Genomic DNA, 21322 nt, shown 5'->3' with positions numbered 1-21322 from the left:
ACGGGTTTAAACATTTGTAAATAAACGATTTACGGCAAAATGCGCCCAAAAATGAGGCATGATGAAAACGCATATGTCCTTTGCCAAAATGTCACTAGTCAGATTTGGAAATCGGGCCTACATGCGGCGCATCAGAATAACGCAGCGATGCTGCATACATAAGGATGATGGCCATGGCCGCTTTTGACACAACCCGCCCTTCGACCGGCCACTCCGCCGGTCACTTCACATCGTTTTTCGGATCAGCTTTTGCGACCGTCGCAAGCTGGAATGACGCCCGCATCACACGCAAAACTTTGTCGAAACTGACAGCCCGCGAATTGGACGATATCGGCCTTAGTCGCGGCGACATCGCAGAGGTTGCACGCCGGACAAGCCGCTAGACGGGCAAGCCGCAAACATCACCACGGTAAAACGCGAAAGGCCGCACCAATTCAGGGCGCGGCCTTTTCGATAAGAGAAGCTAAAATTACTGGGACAGGACTGTACCAACACCTTCTGCGACCAGCAGTGTTGCGGGGTCAGGCTGCATGATCCAAGCGCCCGCTTGCTCCAGCATTGAACCCTGCTGAAGAACAGCAACGCGCTCTGCGTATTGCTCGGATCCCAAAGTTGCATAGATGACGCCCTTAAACAGGAAGCCGAGAACAACAATTGCCAAAAGACCCTTCAGCGGAAAACGCGGTTTGAACACCCGCGGCTTGACCACGATCAGGCCATCAGAGTTTACGGTTTTCACGACACCGTTCGCCATGCGGTCATGATTGCGCACGATCCGCTTCAAACGTTTATCGAATGGTACATGGGCTTGAGCCATCAGACCCTCCAAAAAATCAACTCTCTCAAACAATATGGCATTGTTCCCTAACAAAATCGCTGAAAACAAGCCGTTTCGCACGCGGTATCGAAATTTATCCCCCTTTTGGTGCGTTTTTGCTCATAACCAGTGTCGTCCAGTCAACAATCTGGTCTTTTTTAAACAGATTGAACCCGTTTTCTGCGTAAATGGTGACCACCTCATCGGCCTGTTCATTCAAGATACCAGAGAGAATCACATAGCCCCCATCCGCGACATGGCGTCCCATATCAGGTGCCAAACCGATCAAAGGGGCCTTTAAAATATTGGCAAAGACAAGATCATATGGCGCATGATCTGCCAATTCAGGCGCTGCGAATCCCGCAGCGACCACACAATCGACCCGGCCAGCCAGCCCATTTGCTGCCACATTTGCAGCGGCGACATCGACAGCAACCGGATCAATGTCGCTGGCCAGAATCACATCGGGCAGCACCTTGGCCGCAGCCATCGCCAGCACGGCCGTACCGCAGCCCACATCCAGAATACACCCGCCAGCAAAACCCTCATTCAGCAAATGATCAAAGGCGCGCAGACATCCCAAAGTTGTTCCGTGATGCCCCGTCCCAAAGGCCATCGCCGCCTCAATCCGCAGCGCAATCTTGTCATCCGGCACTTTGTCCGCATCATGCGCGCCATAAACAAAAAAACGGCCCGCTTCGACGGGCGGCAGATCACGCTGCACTTTTGATACCCAATCCTGGTCGGGAATTTCCGAAATCAGGAAGGGCTTTGATTGATGAAGGGCCGACAACACAGCCAAGGCCGCAGCATCGGGCGCATCGGTAAAATAGCCACCGACCTCCCACAGGCCTGATCCGTCTTCTAGCTCAAACACGCCAACGCCCGTGGGTTCAGGCGTGATAGTCTCCATCGCATCGGCAAGCGCATAGGCCGCGTCTTCGCCGGTCAAAGTGGTCAGAGCGGAATATGTTGTCATATCGGGTGCCTTCCAAGTTTCCGGCACCCGGTTAGGCCCTGGACTAGAACGGGTCAAGGCGTCGTGGGGGTGTCAGCTGACAACGCCAATCGGGCAGGTCACGCCGGTTCCCCCAAGCCCGCAATAGCCCGCAGGATTTTTGGCCAGATATTGCTGATGATAATCCTCGGCATAATAGAAGGTCGGCGCATCGACGATCTCGGTCGTGATGGCACCGTAGCCGGCCTCAGAAAGGCGTGGGGCAAAGGCCGTTTTTGACGCGTCGGCGGCTGTTTTTTGGGCCTGCGAATAGGTATAGATCCCCGACCGGTATTGCGTGCCCGCATCATTGCCTTGGCGCATCCCTTGGGTCGGGTCATGACCTTCCCAGAATTGTTGTAGCAGCCGGTCATAGGATATCGCTGCGGGATCAAAGATGATGCGGACAACCTCGTTATGGCCGGTCTTGCCGGTGCATACTTCTTCATAGGTTGGGTTGGGCGTGTAACCGCCCGCATAGCCCACCATGGTCATCTGCACGCCTTCAAGCGCCCAGAACATCCGCTCAACACCCCAAAAGCAGCCCATCCCGAACATGGCCTGCTCGGATCCTGGGGGGATATCCGTCTGCAAGGGCGTTTGATAAATGAAATGGGTCTGCGCCGTCGGAATCGGCGTTTGGCGGCCCGGCAATGCGGCATCTTGGGTCACCATTTCAGACTTGGACCGTTGTTTGAAAAACATCTGAAAACTCCGTTTTGTTTTCTCTTAGATAGGACGGGGGCAGCCACGCACCAGAGCGATCTGACCACGTTTGCGTGTAGGCTATTCTGCCGGGGCGAATAGACGGGTTTGGAACACGGTCTCATGGCCGGGGGCCGGATGGCGGGGGATCAGCAAGGACAGAACGAGCGATCCAAAGGCCATGGCAACCGCCAGAACAAAAACCAAACCCGGCGAATAATAATCCCACACATAGCCCAGCGCGACGGGCAGAAACACCGCCGCAATATGGTTGATGGTAAAGGCAACAGCGGCGGTCGGGGCAATATCCTGCGGATCAGCGATCTTCTGGAAATAGGTCTTAATCGCCAGGGCCAGACTAAAGAAAATCTGGTTCACAACATATAAGACAACGGCCAGAACCACGCCCCAATGCAGATAGTAGATACCGGCATAGGCGGCAAAAACGATGCAAAGGCCGATATACTCAACAACCAGGGCACGGCGTTCGCCAAAATAGGCAACGATCCGGCCCAGCACCGGGGCAACCACGATATTGACGACCAAAGCGATCATGAAAAGCTGGGTGGTCTGGTGGACTTCAAACCCAAATTTCTGGACCATCATAAAGGCGGCAAAGACCAAAAAGATTTGGCGGCGGGCACCAGACATGAACTGCAAAGCATAATACAGCCAATAGCGGCGGCGCAGAACAAAGGTCTTCAGCTGCGGATGGGGGGATTCAAACTGGGGATAGGCAATCAGGCAAAACAGGGCGACAAGCGCGGTAAAGCCGCCGGCCATCCAGTAGACAAAACTATAGGTCAGACTAAAGCGATCCCAGCTAAGGGCGATCAAGACGTAAACGACCAAGGTGGCGGCGGAACCAGCCGACAAAAGCCAGCCCAGCATTTGCGGGGCGCGGGCCTTGTCGATCCATTGCAGCTGCAATGATTGATTGACGGTCTCATAATAATGATAGCCGATCGACGACAGCATCGTGACGGTCAGGATACCGGCCATCTGCGGGAACTGGGCGGTGACCGCAGTCGCAGCACCCAGCAAAATCAGGGAAATAAGGCCCAAAACCTGTTCACGGATAAACATGATCAGGGCAATGACACCAATGGCAAAAAAGCCGGGAATTTCGCGGACGCTATGCAGCCAGCCGATATCCGATCCATCAAAGGCGGCCACTTCGATCACGAAGTTATTCAACAGGGCGGACCAGGTCGCAAAAGCAACAGGCATGGCCATCGCCATGACAAATAACAGCGTCGCAGGCCTGCGCCAGACGGGCAGACGATGGGCATCCTCAAGACGGACGATCTTCATGACAGCAGGGTTACGCCGCTTGCAGCGCAAAAGCGAGGCTCAATCGCGCAACAACGCCTCAAACGCATCAAGGGGCATGGGGCGTTTCAAGGCAAAGCCCTGCAAAACATCGCAATCCAGCGTGTTGATGGCGGTCAAATGATCAGAAGCATCCAGACCTTCAACAACAATGCCCACGCCCTCTAGGCGGGCAATCTGCGACAGCAATTGCAAGGTCTTCAACTGATCAGACCGAAATGTCAGCGGGGCAACAAGGCTTTGGTCAACCTTGATACGGTCCGGCCGGACGGCCTGCAAAGCGGCAATCGAAGAATGGCCGGACCCAAAATCATCCAGGTCAATACCGATGCCCAGGGCACGCAAAGCAGTGATCCGATCCAGTTGATCATCCGAAAGATTATCCAAAAAAGCGGTCTCAAGCAGCTCAAAGACGATGGCGTGATGCGGTTTTAGCCGGGCGCGCACATGATCCAGCAGCTCATCTGATTCGAACCGTTGGCGCGAAACGTTGATCGCAACAGGGGGATATTCAATGCCTTGGGTAAACCATTGCGATTGCAGGGCAATGACTTGTTCAAAAACATAGGCATCAATCCGGTCGGTCAGACCCGCGCTTTCGGCCTGCGGCATAAACATATGCGGAAGCAACAGTCCACGATCTGGGCATTCCCAGCGAACAAGCGCCTCAACCCCAACCATCTGGCCGCCGCGGGCGGCATATTGGGGCTGGAAATAGCAGCATAATTCGTCATGGGACAACGCATCGATCAGGGCCTGACGGGCACCATATTCGGCGCTGGTGCCAATCGGCGTCATGGAGTCAAAGAAGCAATAGCATCCGCGCCCGGCCTGCTTTGCGGCATAAAGCGCGGCATCCGCCTGAACAAAGACGTCATTAGAGTGCTTGGGGGCCCCCTGCCCGATGGCACATCCGATGCTTGCCCCCAACACGCAGTGTTGGCCATCATAGATAAATGGCTGGCGAAGCGTTGCGATGATCGCTTTGCAGATCCCCTGCAGCAGCACATCTTTGGGCGCGTGCTCAAAGAACACGACAAATTCGTCGCCGCCCGTGCGGGCTGCCAGGCCATGGGTCCCAATGATCGACCGCAATTCGGTCGCAACATGGATCAGCACCGCGTCTCCGGCGGGATGGCCGAACGTGTCGTTGATCTGTTTGAAATGGTCCAGATCGATATGCAAAACGGCATAGCGATCCGCCGGGCCAAGATTGGAAAACCGGGTCTTCGTGCGCTCATCAAGCAATCGGCGATTGGCAAGCCCGGTCAGCGCATCATGATTGGAATCATATTCCAGCTTTGCGCGGGCCTGCTCTAGTTCCAGATTGCGCCGGTACTCATCCGTGATGTCGATATTCACGCCGATGAGCTTGTCTTGCTGAATTTGGTCTTCCGTAAAGCGGGACAGGCTACGCACATAGCGGATTTCACCATCTGGACGCGTGATACGAAAATCAGCGATAAATTCCGTGCGGTTACGCAGGCTTTCCTCAGCAAGGGCAATTGCCCGGGATTGATCGTCAGGGTGAATATATGTCTCCCAGGAATCGCCGGACCTGATATTGTCCTCGCCTTCCCTACCGTAAATCTCAAGCAGGCGGTCATCCCAATGCACACTGTTCGTTGCAGGATCATATTCCCAGATACCAATGCGCGACACATCGATGGCCATTTTGAATTTATTTGTCAGTTGGCGCATATCACTTTCCCGGCGGTGCATCTCGGAAATATCCGTATCAGTGCCCACAATGCGCAGCGGCCGACGGTCGGTTGTCATCTCCACAATTTTTGAACGGCAAAGGATCCACATCCAGTGCCCATCGGCATGACGCTGGCGATATTGGATATGGATCGTATCCATATCGCCACCGGCCTGACGGTCGACCGCATCGCGCAGTTCATCCCGGTCATCGGGATGCACATCATTCAGCCAGTCATCTTCATATCCCAAAATAGGCGCGTCGTCCGAAAGACCGCGCATACTGCGCCAAACCTTTGAGACGCAAAAGCTGCCCGTGCGCAGGTCATGCTCCCAGATGCCTTGATCAAAATGCTCTAACAAATAGTCAAGCCGGGCGTCAGCTGCGCGCGTCAGCGGCACGAGCTGGCACAGGATCAAGCCCGATTTGCTCTCGGCATGAAAGGGCGACAGCACCAGCGCATAGACCGTCCCGGCCAGTGAAACCGTGCTTTCAAATCGCAATGCGGGGTCCACTGTGTCAGCAGCGATTTGTTCTTGGAAGGCTGCAAAACCTGGCTGTGTCGCCGCATCCAGAAAATCTGCGACATTGCGCCTGAGCGGATCATGTAACGTATCGGTCTGGATTTGGGTGAACGCATCGTTCTGCACCAGGATGCGGCCGAAACGGTCCGACAGGGCGACGGGCTGCATCAGCGCGGCGATCAGCTGGCGGTCAGCTGGTGAGACCTGAACACTCCCCTGATACAATGCGACGTCCTAACCAATTACAGAATTTCTTGCGCCCAATCAGACAGGCGATAGCCCGCCAGATCAACCCAAAGGTTAATAAAAAGCGAATATGTATGTCGATAATTGCAAAAGTAGTGCATTGTCACGTCCCGTAACGCACGGCGCCTTTATCCCATGCCGATCAGGTCTCGTGTACGTACAGGATATGTACAAGATATTTACGCAATGCATATCCCGCTAATCGGCCAATGGGCGCGTTAACCCGGCCCATGCGCCTGTTTGATCCACATCAAGGACCAAACCCGCCCAGCCTTTAAAAGCGATCCTGCGAACAGAACCCTTTCTTTGCAGGTAAGCGATGTCCTCAGCCGAGAACCAGCCACTTTACGCCGCGCGAGAGCCGATTTTTCCGCGTAAAGTCAAAGGCTTCTACCGGAACCTGAAATGGTGGGTGATGGGCGTGACCTTGGGCATCTATTATCTGACGCCATGGATTCGCTGGGACCGCGGCCCGAACCTGCCCGATCAGGCCGTGCTCGTGGATATGGCGCATCGGCGGTTCTATTTCTTCTGGATCGAAATCTGGCCCCACGAATTCTACTTCGTCGCCGGACTACTCATAATGGCCGGCCTCGGCCTGTTTTTGTTTACCTCAGCGCTTGGCCGTGTGTGGTGCGGATATACCTGCCCGCAGACCGTTTGGACGGATCTTTTCATTCTGGTTGAACGCTGGATCGAAGGGGACCGAAACGCGCGGGTACGACTTTGGAATGCAAACTGGTCTGCCCGTAAGATACGGTTAAGGTTGATAAAATGGGCAGTATGGCTGTTGATCGCATTGGCCACTGGTGGGGCGTGGGTTTTCTATTTCGCCGATGCGCCGCGCCTTGCGCATGACCTGATCACCTTGCAAGCCCCTCCTATCGCCTGGGCCACAATTGGCATTCTGACGGCAACCACCTTTGTCTTTGGTGGCTTCATGCGCGAACAGGTCTGCAACTACATGTGCCCGTGGCCGCGTATTCAGGCAGCGATGATGGATCCTGAAACCCTGACCGTCGCCTACCGCGATTGGCGGGGTGAGCCACGCGGCAAGAAGCATGACAACACCACCGGCGACTGCATCGATTGCATGGCCTGCGTAAATGTTTGCCCTGCGGGCATCGACATCCGCGATGGGCAACAGATGGAATGCATCACCTGCGCGCTTTGCATCGACGCCTGCGATGATGTCATGGCAAAAATCGGCAAACCCCGGGGGCTGATCGATTATCTGGCCCTGTCGGATCAGGAAGAAGAGGCAAAGGGCAAACCGGCCAAAAAGCTCTGGCAGCATGTTTTCCGTTTCAGAACGGTACTTTACACATCTCTGTGGGCCGCCATCGGGGTCGGGCTTGTCTTTGCATTGTTCATCCGGGCCGAGATCGAGATGACCGTCTCCCCGATCCGTAACCCGACCTTTGTGACGCTCAGCGATGGAACGATACGCAATATCTATGACATTCGCCTGCTCAATAAACATGGGGAGGACCGGATGTTTCATCTGTCGCTCAGCGCTGATGACACCCTGCGCATCGATCTGGAAGGCACGGGCCAGCGCGGCATCATGGTCCCGGCCAATGAAACCTATCTGCAACGCGTCTATGTCTCGGCCCGCCCAAATGATCCGGCAGCCAGCCGCGACCGGGTTGATCTGCGGTTCTGGGTCGAGGATCTCGTTTCGGGCGAGCGGGCGCATAAAGACACGATTTTCAATGGGAGAGCCCAACAATGACCCGTGAATTCACTGGATGGCATATGCTGGCCCTGATGGTCGGCGGATTTGGCATCATCCTGGCCGTCAATCTGACGCTGGCCTTTAATGCAATCGCGACTTTTCCGGGGGTCGAGACCCGCAATTCCTATGTGGTCAGCCAACAATTTGAGGCCGACCGCGCCGCGCAAAACGCGCTGCGCTGGGATGTCTCGGCCACAATCACTGGCGGTGTCCTGCGCGTTACCATCCAAGACGCTGCAGGCACGCCGGTCGAGGCCGAAGTCACCCGGGCCGTCCTGGGCCGTGCCACAAATACGGGCGAAGACAGCACACCTGCCTTCACTTGGGATGGCCGCGCATTGACCGCGCCTGTCACTGCCCAAGACGGGTATTGGAACCTGCGGCTGGAATTGATTGCCCCTGACGGGACCAAGTTCCGCCGCCGCTTTCCGATCACCGCCCAATGAGCGAAGCCGCCGCCTGCCCGGCCTGTATCGGCCTGCCCGAAGCCCCGCTGGAAAAAGCGGCGGCGAACGGGTCCGCGCAGATCATGCTCTCCTTGCCGGGCATTCATTGCGTCGCCTGTATCAACGGGGTCGAGCGGGCGCTCTGCGCGATGGACGGCGTGGCGAGTGCCCGCGTGAACCTGTCGATGAAACGGGTGACCGTGGGCACCCATCAGCCCGTCACACCAGAGGCGATGATCGACACCTTAGAGCTGGCCGGCTACGAAGCGCGATTGCTGGATCGCAGCCTTTTGGGCAATGAGACCGATGCTTATGGGCGGGGACTGATGACCCGTCTGGCGGTGTCCGGCTTTGCCAATATGAACATCATGTTGCTATCCGTCGCGGTCTGGTCTGGCGCGGTTGGCGCCACGATGCATATGTTCCACTGGATCACCGCCTGCATCGCAATCCCGGCGCTGATCTATGCGGCGCAGCCCTTTTTCGCAAATGGCTGGCGCGGATTGAAAGTGGGCAAGGTCAATATGGATGTGCCGATCTCACTGGCGATTCTGCTGGCCTCAGGGATTTCGCTTTATGAGACCCTTTATGGCGGTGCGCATTCCTATTTTGATGCCGCCGTCACACTGACTTTCTTTTTGCTGATCGGGCGTTATCTGGATCATCGCAGCCGCAAGGCCGCCGCGTCCGCCGCCGCGCAACTTTCGGCCCTTGAAGCGCCGCGTGTCATGCGCCTTGCCGGCGATACAAGGGAAATGGTGGATTTTGCCGCGCTGGCGATCGGCGATCTGGTGCAGGTCTTGCCCGGCGGACGTATCCCTGTCGACGGCACGGTGACCGAAGGGCAAAGCCAGCTGGACCGCGCATTGCTGACCGGCGAAAGCCGCCCTGCTACCGCGCAGGTTGGCACAAAAGTCACCGCAGGAGAGGTCAATATGACCGGCCCACTGATCATCCGCGCGGACACGGTCGGCGCAGACACAACGTTGCGCAAAATGGTCACCATGGTGGACGAGGCCGAGGCCGTCCGCAACAAATACACCGCAGCTGCCGACCGGGCCGCTGCGGTCTATGCCCCGGTTGTGCATCTGATGGCCGTCGCGGCTTTTGCCGGATGGATGCTTTATTCCGGCGACTTCCGTCTGTCGCTCAACATCGCTGTAGCAGTGCTGATTATCACCTGTCCCTGCGCCATGGGCCTTGCCGTGCCTGCGGTATCGACCACGGCGGCGGGACGCCTGTTTCGGGCCGGGCTGTTGGTGAAGGACGGCACCGCGCTTGAACGTCTGGCCGAGGTAGACACGGTTGTTTTTGACAAAACAGGCACATTGACCATGCCCAGCGCTGCCCGCGAAACGCTTGATCCGCAGACCCAAGCCGTCGCCCTTGCGCTGACCCAAAACGCGACCCATCCGATATCACAGGCCATTGCCGCATCGTTGGACGGTGTGACAGCCGCGAAAATTACCGACCAGCAGGAACATCCCGGCAAGGGGATCAGCGCGATCTATCAAGGCCAAGATGTGCGGCTGGGCGCGGGCCATTGGTTGGGCGCGGGGCGCGGTACCTATGTTCAGATCGGCGACAATCGCCCGCAAAAGATCACCTTGCGCGCGGCACTGCGCGAGGGTGCCCAAGCATTGGTGCACAGCTGGCAGGAGCTGGGGTTGTCCGTGCATTTGGTGTCGGGCGATGACCCTGCCGAGACCGCCGCGATTGCCCAGCAACTGGGCATTTCATCATGGCAGGCAGAGGCCCAACCCAAAGACAAGATCGCCTATATTGCCAAGCTGGCCGATGCAGGTGCGCATGTTCTTATGGTCGGGGACGGGCTGAATGATACCGGGGCTTTGGCGGCGGCGCATGCCTCGGTCTCACCTGCGAGCGCGGCAGATGCGTCGCGTGCCGCCTCGGATATCGTGCTGCTGAATGACAGCCTGACCCCATTGATTGAGCTGCCCGCCGTCGCCCGTGCGGCCAAGGCCCGCATTGTCGAAAATTTTACCATATCGACAATATATAACGTGATCGCCGTGCCCGTTGCACTGGCGGGATTTGCCACACCGCTGATCGCCTCAATTGCGATGTCGGCCTCTTCCATCACTGTTCTTTTGAACGCTTTGCGGCTAAGAGGGCGGCTATGAATGTGCTTGTTTTCTTGATCCCTGTGTCGCTCATCCTTGGCGGTCTTGGGCTGGCTGCGTTTCTGTGGACTTTGCGGTCAAACCAATATGATGATCTGGATGGGGATGCCTGGCGCATCCTGTCAGACGATGATACGCCGCCGCCTTCCCGCTGATTTTTGTATTCTTCGCATCGCCCTGTTGACTCGGGCTTGGGTGTTTCCTACTTACGCTCCGTTATCACTCAACCTTGGTGAGTGCTAACGTGGGAGAAACACGAACTGGAGAAGTTCTGAAATGGCATTTACACCACTTCACGACCGTGTACTGGTCCGTCGCATTGAAAGTGACGAAAAGACAGCGGGCGGTCTGATCATTCCTGACAGCGCCAAAGAAAAACCTGCCGAAGGCGAGATCGTATCTTGCGGCGAAGGTGCCCGCAAGGACAGCGGTGAGCTGATCCCGATGGCCGTCAAAGCTGGCGACAAAGTGCTGTTTGGCAAATGGTCCGGCACCGAAGTCAAGATCGACGGCGAAGATCTGTTGATCATGAAAGAAAGCGACATTCTGGGCACCATGTAAGCCCTGTGATGTGGTGCGCAGACCTGTGCACCCAACGCTGAGATATTATCGAAATTGAAGGAGCACATGAAAATGGCTGCTAAAGACGTCAAATTCGACACAGAAGCACGCAATCGCATGCTGACAGGTGTCAACACCCTCGCCAACGCGGTGAAGGTTACTCTGGGCCCCAAGGGCCGCAACGTGGTTCTGGACAAATCGTTCGGCGCCCCACGCATCACCAAAGATGGTGTTTCTGTCGCCAAAGAGATCGAGCTGGAAGACAAGTTCGAAAACATGGGCGCGCAGATGGTCAAAGAAGTGGCCAGCCGCACCAACGACGAAGCCGGTGACGGTACAACAACAGCAACAGTTCTGGCCCAAGCGATTGTCCGCGAAGGCATGAAATCCGTTGCTGCTGGCATGAACCCAATGGACCTGAAGCGCGGCATCGATCTGGCGACAACAAAAGTTGTTGAAGCGATCAAAGCAGCGTCTCGTCCGGTTTCCGACAGCGACGAAGTGGCCCAGGTTGGGACAATTTCTGCCAATGGCGAAGCTGAAATCGGCAAGCAGATTGCTGACGCGATGCAGAAGGTTGGCAACGAAGGCGTCATCACCGTTGAGGAAAACAAAGGTCTGGAAACAGAAACCGATGTTGTTGAAGGCATGCAGTTCGACCGCGGTTACCTGTCCCCTTACTTTGTCACCAACCCTGACAAAATGACAACCGAGCTGGAAGATGCGATCATCTTGCTGCACGAAAAGAAACTGTCTTCGCTGCAGCCAATGGTTCCCCTGCTGGAATCTGTGATCCAGTCTGGCAAGCCCCTGCTGATCATCGCTGAAGATGTTGAGGGCGAAGCGCTGGCAACTCTGGTTGTCAACAAACTGCGCGGCGGTCTGAAAATCGCTGCTGTGAAAGCCCCTGGCTTCGGCGACCGCCGTAAAGCCATGCTGCAGGACATCGCGATCCTGACAGGTGGTCAGGTCATCTCAGAAGATCTGGGCATGAAGCTGGAAAATGTCACGATCGACATGCTGGGCTCTGCCAAGCGCGTTAACATCACCAAAGACGAAACAACTGTCGTCGACGGTGCAGGTGACAAGGCCGAGATCGAAGCACGGGTCAACCAGATCCGCGGCCAGATCGAAGAAACATCGTCCGATTACGACCGTGAAAAGCTGCAAGAGCGCGTTGCCAAACTGGCAGGCGGTGTTGCTGTGATCCGCGTTGGTGGCATGTCCGAAGTGGAAGTCAAAGAGCGTAAAGACCGCGTCGATGACGCCCTGAACGCGACACGCGCTGCTGTTCAAGAAGGCGTTGTTGTCGGCGGCGGTGTTGCACTGATCCAAGGCGGTAAGGCGCTGGAAGGTCTGGAAGGCGCAAACTCTGACCAGAACGTTGGTATCTCAATCGTTAAGAAAGCAATCGAAGCGCCTCTGCGTCAGATCGCTGAAAACTCTGGTGTTGACGGCTCTGTTGTTGCCGGCAAAATCCGTGAGAGCGATGATGCATCCTTCGGCTTTAACGCACAGACCGAAGAATATGGCGATCTGTTCAGCTTCGGCGTAATCGACCCTGCCAAAGTTGTCCGCACAGCGCTGCAAGACGCTGCTTCTGTTGCTGGTCTGTTGATCACAACCGAAGCCATGGTTGCAGACAAGCCAGCCAAAGAAGGCGCAGCAGCTGCCGGCGGCGGCATGCCCGACATGGGCGGCATGGGCGGCATGATGTAAGTCGTTCTTTGCCCTTGGGCAAAAACGACGATCATGTGGCAGGCGTTTGCGCAGCGAATGCCGAGAACATGTAAAGTGAAGAATAGAGGGGCGCTCTACTTGGGCGCCCCTTTCGCGTTTCGGCGCAGGCAGCAAAGCGGCAGGCGTCTTCGTAGAAAATGCCGAGAGCTTTGGCCCCGCATTCTGCACAAAATCTTAAAGGGCAGTCCTTCTGGGCCGCTCTTTTCATTTTTCCAAGGGCTGCCCCCCGGCGCTGATCACGGCAAATTGGGGTAATTGTGATCCGCAAACCGGCTATTTTCTGAAACAACGTTTGCGCCGGGGGATTTTTCGCCCCCTTTGCAAAATTGCGCATTGTTCTGGAAAGGTTCGCTGATGAGACGCATTTTCCCCAACACTCTATCCCTATTGTTTTTGCTGTCCCTGCTCGCGATCCCATTGCGACCCTCGGCCACCGTTGCCGATACCGCCCCGCTGCCGGAATATGTGATCGCCGAATTCGGCACACCGCCCGCGGTGCCAGAGGGGCCCCTGCCCCGACATCTGCAGGATGCAGTGCGTGTCGTCTTCATCGATAGCCTTGCCCAGTCCGCTTGGGGACACGACCAACAGATCGCGCTGTCCGAGATCACCGAATCCGGCGATCCACGACTGGCATGGGTCATTGCGGATATGATGCGCTTTACCTGGCGGGCTGAATTTGACACGGCCCTTGCCAATGCGGGCGCTGCGCTTTTGCAGATTGAATATCAATCCATCGCCCGCTGGGGCGAGCTAACCGATCATCTGATCGCATGGGATATTCCGGCCTATCCGGGCTATCTGGAGGCAAAACGCGCCATCTTTACCCAGTTTGTACCAGGGTGGGAGCGTATCTTTATCGAAGGTGACATCGATTGGCGGATGGTGTCCTGGGGCGGCGTCAATATTGACAACCGGCCCTATGATACCACGGATGATCCCTGCAATTGCATTCCTGCGGCCGATAACCCTGAGGTGAGCAGCGCCGCCGATGCGACCTGGTTGAAAGACGATGATATCGTCTTTGGCATCGCAGTGAATGGCGAATATCGCGCCTATCCGCGCCGCATCATGGAAGTGCGCGAGATGGTCAATGACACGCTTGGCGGGCGCGATTTGGGTATTCCTTATTGCACCCTCTGCGGCGCCGCACAGGCCTATTTCACCGATCAGCTGCCTGGTGGGATCGACCGGCCGATCCTGCGCACATCGGGTCTTTTGATCCGTTCAAATAAGGTGATGTATGATCTGAATACATATTCTGTGTTCGATACATTCCTCGGCCATGCCGTGACCGGCCCGCTGGCTGATCGCGGGGTTCAGCTGGAACAGGCCACTGTCATCACCACCGATTGGGGCACCTGGAAGGCGCAATATCCGCAAACCACCGTGCTGGTCGAAGCGCTCGCACTTGGCCGCGATTTCGATTTCCGCAATGGCCGCGATGCGGATGGCCCGATCTTTCCGGTGGGCAATGTTGATCCGCGCCTGCCGGTCCATGAGGATGTGATCGGCGTTGTGACCGCCAGCGGCAAACCCGTCGCCTTTCCACGTGCCACCGCCTTTGCCGCGCTGCAACAAGGGGTCGAGATCGGATATGAAAACGTGCGGTTGCGTCTTGATGCAGGTGGGATCAGGGCTGTCGGCACAGATGGTACGGATCTAGGCAGTCACCAGGCCTTTTGGTTCGCATGGTCGCAATTTCACCCCACCACATTGCTTTGGACACCATCATGATGACGCAGGGGTGATAACAGGGGGCTTGCGCCATGCCCTCCTGCCGGGTCAAGTGGCGGGAAACGCAATAGGCCCCACACATATGACGCTGTTTCTGCTTGTTACCCTGACCATGGTGGCCTTTGCCGCAAATTCGATCCTGAACCGGGTTGGCGTCGCCCAGTTTGGTATGGACCCTATGGCATTTGCCGCGATCCGCACCGCCGCAGGTGCGGCCATGCTTTGGGTTCTGGTCGCCGGGCGCCAGCAGCCCCCCTGCCGTATTGATCCCCAAAAGATTTGCAGGCGCGTTGGCGTTGGCCATCTATATGATCGGGTTTTCCTGGGCCTACATCACCTTAGATGCAGGGCTTGGTGCATTGATCCTTTTTGGCGTCTTGCAGGTCGTTGTCTTTGGCTGGGCGGTCATTGAGCGCCAAAATATCCCCCCGATGCGCTGGCTGGGCGCCGGTATTGCCTTGGTTGGGCTATGCATTTTGCTCTGGCCCAGCGGCGCAACGCCGCCCCCTGCTTTGGGTGCTCTTTCAATGACCGCGGCGGGCATCAGCTGGGCGGCATACACGCTGCTGGGGCGCACCGAGCCTGATGCGCTGGGCGCTACCGCAAGCAATTTTCTGTTATGCCTGCCAACCGTGGCGTTGGTGGCATTGCCCGGTATCGCGGCGATGCCGCCGCTTGGCGGGCTGATCACCGCCATTGTCGCTGGGGCCATAACCTCGGGCCTGGGATATGCGCTGTGGTATCGCGTTTTGCCGCAACTGCCCACAACCATGGCTGGGATCGCGCAGCTGAGCGTGCCCGTCATTGCCGTGCTGGCCGGTGTCATCCTGCTAGGTGAGACGCTGAACCTGCGATTGATCATTGCCGGGGCGCTTGTCTTGGGCGGCATTGCCGTATCGTTGCGTCCCGCAAAATAGAGGAGCTTTCGCAACGCGCGAGCTATGCTACATCTAAACACATGAAACGTCTTTGCCTGACCATCTTTGCGATATTCACCAGTTCTGCCGCCCTGGCAGAGGATTGCGTGGTCCTGTTTCACGGTCTTGCCCGGAGCGAGATATCCCTGACCCCGATGCAGTTCTATCTTGAGAACGCAGGTTATCTGGTGGTCAATCGCGGCTATCCCTCCACGACTGCCACAATCCAGACCTTGGTCGAAGAACATGTCGCCGAGGATGTGGCCGCATGTGGCGACAGGCGTGTGCATTTTGTGACCCATTCCTTGGGCGGTATTCTTGTCCGTGCCTGGCTGACCAATCAACGACCCGCCAAGATGGGCCGCGTCGTCATGCTTGGGCCGCCCAATAGCGGGTCTGAACTGGTCGATGTTTTTGGTGATTTTGAACCCTTTCAATGGGTCAACGGACCTGCGGGGCTTCAACTGGGAACCGATAGTGATAGCGTGCCAAATACGCTTGAGGATATCCCCTACGAGATCGGCGTGATCGCCGGTGATCGCACCCTCAACCCGGTTTATTCCGCCCTGATTGAGGGGCCCGATGACGGCAAAGTATCTGTCGCCTCAACCCGGCTAGACGGGATGCGCGATTTCATCGTTTTGCCAGTGACGCATACTTTCATGATGAACAACCCTGTCGTCATGGAAGAGGTCCTTTTGTTCCTGCGCGAAGGCCGTTTCAACCACACGCTGGATCTGTTGGACGTCATTCTGGCGCCGGACTGAGACAGGCCTTAGGGTCAGGTCCCGACTGCCTTGATAACCCGGTTCACATGCCCCATTTTCCGGCCTGGCTTGACCTCTGCCTTGCCATAAAGGTGGATCGCCGCACCCGATTTGGCCAAGGCAGGAACGCGGTCCATATCATCGCCGATCAGGTTTTCCATCACCACATCGGCGTGACGCGCTCCATCGCCCAAAGGCCATCCCGCGACCGCCCGAATATGCTGTTCAAACTGGCAGATTGTGCAGCCGTTTTGCGTCCAATGGCCGGAATTGTGCACCCGCGGGGCGATTTCATTCACGATCAAAGCCTGGGGCGTCACAAAAAGCTCGACCCCCAGCACGCCGACATAATCCAGCGCATTCAGGATTTTCGCGGCGATCAACACCGCATCCGTCCGCTGACTTGGGCTTAGCTTGGCGGGCACTGTTGTGGTGCGCAAAATACCATCTGAATGGACATTTTCGCCCGGGTCATAGCAGGCCACGGCCCCCTCAGGGCTACGCGCACCAATCACCGAGACCTCATGGCTAAAATCCACGAACCCTTCCAATATGGCGGGCGCACCGGCCATTGCATCAAATGCAGCGCCAGCCTCGCCCGGGGCCATGATCCGCGCTTGTCCCTTACCATCATAGCCCATACGGCGGGTTTTCAGGATCGCCGGGGTTCCAATCTGCGCGATGGCAGCATCCAGATCAGCCATGCTGGTAACATCTGCAAAAGGCGCGGTTTGAAGCCCCAAATCCTGCAGGAAAGTCTTTTCAGTCAGCCGGTCCTGGCTGGTAGCAAGCGCATTGCGGCCAGGATGGATGGGGGCCAGAGCCTCAAGAATATCCAGAGCCGATGTTGGGATATTTTCAAACTCATAGGTGATGATATCCACCGCTTCACCAAAGGCGCGCAATGCCGCGGCATCGTCATAGCTGGCGGTGGTCATCTGGTGGGCAACATCACCTGCAGGTACGTTTGTGCCCGGCTCAAAGATATGGGTTTTTAGCCCAAGCCGCGCAGCTGCAACGGCCAACATACGGCCTAACTGGCCACCACCCAAAATACCAATGGTCGCCCCCACGGGCAGCGGCTTAGTCATCTGTCGGCTCATCAGGAATTGAGGCCGATAAAGCTGCACGCCAGGCATCCAGACGCTCGGCCAGTTCGGCATCCTGCAAGGCCAGAATACCGGCCGCCATCAGCCCCGCATTCTTTGCCCCAGCCGCACCAATCGCCATAGTCGCAACCGGAAAACCCCGGGGCATTTGCAAAATGGAATAAAGGCTATCAACCCCAGAAAGCGCATTTGTCTGCACAGGCACACCAATCACGGGCACCCGGGTTTTTGAGGCCATCATACCGGGCAAATGCGCCGCGCCGCCTGCGCCTGCAATAATCGCCTGCAAGCCGCGATCCACAGCCGTTTTCCCGTAGTCCCATAACCGGTCCGGGGTACGGTGGGCCGAGACGATTTTCGTCTCAAAATGCACGCCCAGCTCATCCAAAACATCTGCTGCTTCGCGCATGGTGGGCCAGTCAGACTGGCTGCCCATGATAATACCGACCAAGGGTTGGGTCATGTTTGAAAGTCCCATAGCAAAAGGAAGCGGCACTATAGCCAAGGCGCTGTGGGCTGCAATGTCTGTTGGGCGACAATCGAAGATTTAGGCATTCAGTGATGCCATATGTTCAGGCTATGTTATCAAACGCAATTTTTCAGGCGATGATATCGGGGAAAATCCGATCCTGAAGCGCAACAATCTGATCTTTCAGCGCCAGCTTTTGCTTCTTAAGACGCCTGAGTGTCAGCATGTCAGACGCGCTGCGCTCATGCAGGGCGTCAATCGCCTCATCCAGGTCCCGATGTTCGCGCTTAAGCACCTCAAGCTTTACGCGAAGCACCTCGTCCTGTTCCATCTTGGCGGATGTATTCATCTGTAATGCGCCCGAATTCCGTTTGCGATCACCCTAACAGATAAGGAGCTTACAAAGAAGTTCCTAAAGTGAGTTACGGCTGGTTGCGGCACCCAAACCAATTCCCGCCCCTCACTACGGTGCAGAATGTCCAACCAATCGGCTAATATTCCGTTTAAAAAAAGCAGATTTTTCAGACTATGGACGGCAGGCGCCAATTAGGTCGGAAAGGGATAGATTTTGCCAATCTCCAAATGTGTAGGGGGCGTCATATTTCGGATCATCAAACCAGGCATCTGAGTAGACGTTGATCTGTCGCCCGCGTTGAAAATCCCATACACAGTCAATCCCGGTTTCTGTTTCTTTGTGTGTCTGCCAAACGGCGAAACCGGCAACAACCGGTTCATCCTCTTGCCAAACAAACCGTGTCATCACGTCATTCCGAAACCTGCTTTCGGTGTTTGATGAGCCAAAAAGAGTAAGTTCAACTGCACTTGCACGTCCAGGCGGTTTGCGTAGCTCAAACCGTTGCGGGTCAAAGGGGCGCAGATTGCTGCCAACCGAAGTCAGACGCGCCCCGCCGTTTGCATCGCCCAGAAACACGGCAAGCTGATAATCTGTATAGGTTTCAGACAATGCGACGTGATCCAGATAGCCATCCCCATTCCAATCAAGGCTAAGCTCTTGCAAGAAATACCCATCAGGTCGGTCGGGATCGTCATAAAGATACGGGTCCACAGAGCAGCCAGAATAGACCACATCACCCATCAGGTTTTCAAAGGTAGATGCCGTCCAGAACCCCAATGGCATCGGCTCTGCGTCCGTTGTAGTGACATCTCCGACAATGTCGTTACCCCCGCCGATTGATTTGTCGCGAAAATCGACAAAACAGCGGGTCATTCCGGCCTCGGAAAAAAGTGCAGGCGTTTGCTGTGTCTCTTTGGCGTCAACGACAAAGCCGTCATCTACGTAGCGCAGTTGGGTCTTTGACCACCAAAGATCAGGTCCAACAACGGTGCCGGTTTCCACAATTTCCAGGCGGTTTGCCGCAGTGCCGGCAAATAGCAATAGCTCTATATTGGGGTGTATGGGCGCGCGGGCAAAATCGGCGGCGACCTGGACAAGCACTTGCCCACCGGCGCTGCCTTCGAACAAAAGCAGGTCGGCCCGGCCATCAATAGTGCTTGAATGATCAAGCCGCGCGATATCGTCAAACCCGTCCTCATTCCAATCAAGTGTGAGTGTAGAAATCGTCTCAGCCGCGGCGGCCGTATGTATCATTGCGCAAATCAACGCGATCCGAATATGCATCTGGCTTCATTCCTAAAACAGTAAATGGCGACATTATCAGGACATCGATCGTGATCTGTAAAGGTGGCAAACTGGCATCGGCAAGAATGTTCCACAAACGCCTGCGCCAAAGGCCAAAAGTCCGGGTGCGAATTCCTCCCTTGATCAATAGCCGTTTGATCCCCATATTTTCTGCAGAGGTCGCCAAAATGGGGCTAAAACCGACAGTCGCTTGCGCAGAAGGACATGTCTGATGACAAAATTGGCTTTGGGAACGCATCCGTTCCTGCTTGGGTTTGAGCAGCTCGAACGTCTTGTAGAACGCACCGCAAAAAGCGGGAATGACGGCTACCCACCCTATAATATCGAACAGACATCGGAAAATTCTTATCGGATCACGCTGGCCGTCGCTGGCTTTGCGGAATCTGATCTGGCCATCACGGTCGAGGACAGTGCGCTCGTGATCCGCGGCCGCCAGGATGACGATAGCGACGGGCGCGTATTTTTGCATCGCGGTATCGCCGCGCGGCAATTCCAACGCTCTTTCGTTTTGGCCGATGGCGTGGATGTCGGTGAAGCCGTGATCGAAAACGGCTTGCTTCATGTCGATCTGACGCGGGCTGTCCCGGACAAGGTCATTCAAACAATTGCAATCAGGAAAGGGTAAAGCATGAATACGAAATACGAGACCAAGAAACGCGGTCAGGACATCGTTTATGTCAAACCCATTGCGGTTGCTGATTTGCCCGAAGAACTGCGCGAAGATGTCGGCGATCTGGAACAGCTATTTGCCGTGCACAACGCCGCTGGTGAACAGCTGGCCCTTGTCGCCAACCGCAAGCTTGCCTTTCATCTCGCCCGCGAGAATGACATGACACCGATGACGGTGCATTAAGCCCTGTGCCTGCAAGTATCGCCCTAGTCGCCCATGACGCCCAAAAAGATCTGATGGTTGCATGGGCGCAGGATCATGCAAGCGTGCTATCCCAATTTCGGATCGTCGCCACCGGGACAACCGGTCAAAGGCTGACGGATCAGGCACATCTCAGTGTTGAGCGTCTGCTGAGCGGCCCCAAAGGCGGTGACGCCCAGCTGGGTGCCATGATTGCCGAAGGCAAGCTGGATGCACTGTTCTTTTTCATCGATCCGATGTCGGCCATGCCGCATGATGTCGATGTGAAATCACTGCTCCGGCTTGCCATTCTTTATGACACGCCGTTGGCCGTGAACCGATCCTCAGCCACGGCCGTTCTGGCGGCCCTACCGCAAAACGGCTGACCGACGGAGCAACTTAAATCCGCGCGGCAATGTTGTTGTTGAAATATTGCGGGTCATCGCTGACCTCCTCCACCAGCCAGTCAGGCCGCGCAAAACGGGCTTGCTCATCCGGTAGTTCGACCTCTGCCAGAACCAGATCAATCTGCTCAAAGACATCCAATTCCACCATCAGCCCACCTGCAAGCGGGTGGTAATATCGCCGCTTTGCCAATACGGCGTCGCACATCGTGTTCAGCATGGCTTCGGCATCTGCGACAGGGATGGGATATTCAAACTCATCCCGTGCGATCCCAACTGACGGCCCCTTGATCGTCAGGAAGGCCGCATCATTTGCGATCCGCACCCGCACCACACCCGTTTTGTCCGACATAATGTAACCTTGCCGCATGTATCTGGGTTTCGTTGCCAATAGTGCCCGCACTTCAGGGTGATCGCAGTCGACTAGGAATTTCCGTTCGATTTCTTGCGCCATCAC

23 protein-coding genes are annotated in these 21322 nt (G+C 56.2%); 13 read left to right on the top strand and 10 right to left on the bottom strand.

What is annotated here, in order from left to right; genetic code table 11:
- Positions 1 to 173: 173 nt before the first annotated feature.
- Entirely contained in the window at positions 174 to 383 is a 210-nt protein-coding gene (locus AABB29_RS09755; protein WP_341367102.1) for a DUF1127 domain-containing protein, read from the top strand.
- Positions 384 to 469: 86 nt separating this feature from the next.
- Here AABB29_RS09755 and AABB29_RS09750 read toward each other — a convergent pair whose 3' ends face one another.
- From AABB29_RS09750 to AABB29_RS09730, 5 genes are all read right to left on the bottom strand, one after another.
- On the bottom strand, positions 470 to 886 hold the full coding sequence (locus tag AABB29_RS09750) for a hypothetical protein (protein WP_341367103.1): 417 nt from the start codon (positions 884 to 886) through the stop codon (positions 470 to 472).
- A gap of 25 nt (positions 887 to 911) precedes the next feature.
- A complete protein-coding gene (locus tag AABB29_RS09745) occupies positions 912 to 1796 on the bottom strand; it encodes a 50S ribosomal protein L11 methyltransferase (RefSeq protein ID WP_341367104.1) in 885 nt (294 codons plus the stop codon).
- Between the two features lie 72 nt (positions 1797 to 1868).
- Entirely contained in the window at positions 1869 to 2519 is a 651-nt protein-coding gene (gene msrA / locus AABB29_RS09740) for a peptide-methionine (S)-S-oxide reductase MsrA (RefSeq protein WP_341367105.1), read from the bottom strand.
- 81 nt (positions 2520 to 2600) lie between these two features.
- Complete coding sequence (locus AABB29_RS09735) at positions 2601 to 3833, bottom strand: MFS transporter (RefSeq protein WP_373636895.1); 1233 nt, start codon at positions 3831 to 3833, stop codon at positions 2601 to 2603.
- Between the two features lie 39 nt (positions 3834 to 3872).
- Entirely contained in the window at positions 3873 to 6302 is a 2430-nt protein-coding gene (locus AABB29_RS09730) for an EAL domain-containing protein (RefSeq protein ID WP_341367106.1), read from the bottom strand.
- 340 nt (positions 6303 to 6642) lie between these two features.
- On the opposite strand from AABB29_RS09730, the gene ccoG reads away from it, so the two are divergent.
- The 9 genes from ccoG to AABB29_RS09685 all read left to right on the top strand — a co-directional run bounded on the left by ccoG (position 6643) and on the right by AABB29_RS09685 (position 16373).
- The gene (ccoG, locus tag AABB29_RS09725) at positions 6643 to 8058 is read left to right on the top strand and encodes a cytochrome c oxidase accessory protein CcoG (RefSeq protein ID WP_341367107.1); all 1416 of its coding nucleotides are present in this window, start codon (positions 6643 to 6645) and stop codon (positions 8056 to 8058) included.
- A complete protein-coding gene (locus AABB29_RS09720) occupies positions 8055 to 8507 on the top strand; it encodes a FixH family protein (protein ID WP_341367108.1) in 453 nt (150 codons plus the stop codon). Before ccoG ends, AABB29_RS09720 begins: the two co-directional genes overlap by 4 nt.
- On the top strand, positions 8504 to 10651 hold the full coding sequence (locus AABB29_RS09715) for a heavy metal translocating P-type ATPase (protein ID WP_341367109.1): 2148 nt from the start codon (positions 8504 to 8506) through the stop codon (positions 10649 to 10651). The genes AABB29_RS09720 and AABB29_RS09715 overlap by 4 nt, the downstream gene beginning before the upstream one ends.
- A complete protein-coding gene (gene ccoS, locus AABB29_RS09710; RefSeq protein WP_341367110.1) occupies positions 10648 to 10806 on the top strand; it encodes a cbb3-type cytochrome oxidase assembly protein CcoS in 159 nt (52 codons plus the stop codon). Before AABB29_RS09715 ends, ccoS begins: the two co-directional genes overlap by 4 nt.
- A 121-nt stretch (positions 10807 to 10927) precedes the next feature.
- Positions 10928 to 11212, top strand: a complete 285-nt coding sequence (locus tag AABB29_RS09705) for a co-chaperone GroES (RefSeq protein ID WP_339929426.1) — start codon at positions 10928 to 10930, stop codon at positions 11210 to 11212.
- A 72-nt stretch (positions 11213 to 11284) separates the two neighbouring features.
- Positions 11285 to 12931, top strand: a complete 1647-nt coding sequence (gene groL / locus AABB29_RS09700; protein ID WP_341367111.1) for a chaperonin GroEL — start codon at positions 11285 to 11287, stop codon at positions 12929 to 12931.
- A 375-nt stretch (positions 12932 to 13306) separates the two neighbouring features.
- Positions 13307 to 14689 (top strand): DUF3179 domain-containing (seleno)protein, encoded by a 1383-nt coding sequence (locus AABB29_RS09695; RefSeq protein ID WP_341367112.1) that lies wholly within the window; start codon positions 13307 to 13309, stop codon positions 14687 to 14689.
- A gap of 296 nt (positions 14690 to 14985) precedes the next feature.
- The gene (locus AABB29_RS09690; RefSeq protein WP_341367113.1) at positions 14986 to 15606 is read left to right on the top strand and encodes a DMT family transporter; all 621 of its coding nucleotides are present in this window, start codon (positions 14986 to 14988) and stop codon (positions 15604 to 15606) included.
- Between the two features lie 41 nt (positions 15607 to 15647).
- Positions 15648 to 16373 (top strand): alpha/beta fold hydrolase, encoded by a 726-nt coding sequence (locus AABB29_RS09685; RefSeq protein WP_341367114.1) that lies wholly within the window; start codon positions 15648 to 15650, stop codon positions 16371 to 16373.
- Positions 16374 to 16387: 14 nt separating this feature from the next.
- On the opposite strand, the gene AABB29_RS09680 is transcribed toward AABB29_RS09685, so the two are convergent.
- The 4 genes from AABB29_RS09680 to AABB29_RS09665 all read right to left on the bottom strand — a co-directional run bounded on the left by AABB29_RS09680 (position 16388) and on the right by AABB29_RS09665 (position 19590).
- Positions 16388 to 17464 (bottom strand): 5-(carboxyamino)imidazole ribonucleotide synthase, encoded by a 1077-nt coding sequence (locus tag AABB29_RS09680; RefSeq protein ID WP_341367115.1) that lies wholly within the window; start codon positions 17462 to 17464, stop codon positions 16388 to 16390.
- Entirely contained in the window at positions 17457 to 17945 is a 489-nt protein-coding gene (purE, locus tag AABB29_RS09675) for a 5-(carboxyamino)imidazole ribonucleotide mutase (RefSeq protein ID WP_341367116.1), read from the bottom strand. The genes AABB29_RS09680 and purE overlap by 8 nt, the downstream gene beginning before the upstream one ends.
- A gap of 136 nt (positions 17946 to 18081) precedes the next feature.
- On the bottom strand, positions 18082 to 18300 hold the full coding sequence (locus tag AABB29_RS09670; protein ID WP_341367117.1) for a DUF465 domain-containing protein: 219 nt from the start codon (positions 18298 to 18300) through the stop codon (positions 18082 to 18084).
- A 177-nt stretch (positions 18301 to 18477) separates the two neighbouring features.
- On the bottom strand, positions 18478 to 19590 hold the full coding sequence (locus AABB29_RS09665; protein WP_341367118.1) for a hypothetical protein: 1113 nt from the start codon (positions 19588 to 19590) through the stop codon (positions 18478 to 18480).
- 232 nt (positions 19591 to 19822) lie between these two features.
- Between AABB29_RS09665 and AABB29_RS09660 the strand changes: the two genes are divergently transcribed.
- The 3 genes from AABB29_RS09660 to AABB29_RS09650 are packed head-to-tail and all read left to right on the top strand — an operon-like array spanning position 19823 to position 20847.
- Entirely contained in the window at positions 19823 to 20236 is a 414-nt protein-coding gene (locus tag AABB29_RS09660) for an Hsp20 family protein (protein ID WP_341367119.1), read from the top strand.
- Positions 20237 to 20239: 3 nt separating this feature from the next.
- Positions 20240 to 20464, top strand: coding sequence for a DUF1150 family protein (locus AABB29_RS09655; RefSeq protein ID WP_341367120.1), 225 nt, complete (start codon positions 20240 to 20242; stop codon positions 20462 to 20464).
- A 5-nt stretch (positions 20465 to 20469) separates the two neighbouring features.
- Entirely contained in the window at positions 20470 to 20847 is a 378-nt protein-coding gene (locus tag AABB29_RS09650) for a methylglyoxal synthase (RefSeq protein ID WP_341367121.1), read from the top strand.
- A 13-nt stretch (positions 20848 to 20860) separates the two neighbouring features.
- Here the strand turns inward: AABB29_RS09650 and AABB29_RS09645 are convergent, their stop codons facing one another.
- On the bottom strand, positions 20861 to 21319 hold the full coding sequence (locus tag AABB29_RS09645) for a CYTH domain-containing protein (RefSeq protein ID WP_341367122.1): 459 nt from the start codon (positions 21317 to 21319) through the stop codon (positions 20861 to 20863).
- Positions 21320 to 21322: the final 3 nt, after the last annotated feature.

Origin of the sequence: Yoonia sp. BS5-3, from assembly GCF_038069655.2 — a bacterium.
Classification (GTDB): Bacteria; Pseudomonadota; Alphaproteobacteria; order Rhodobacterales; family Rhodobacteraceae; genus Yoonia; species Yoonia phaeophyticola.
This window is presented reverse-complemented; position numbering and strand designations above follow the sequence as displayed.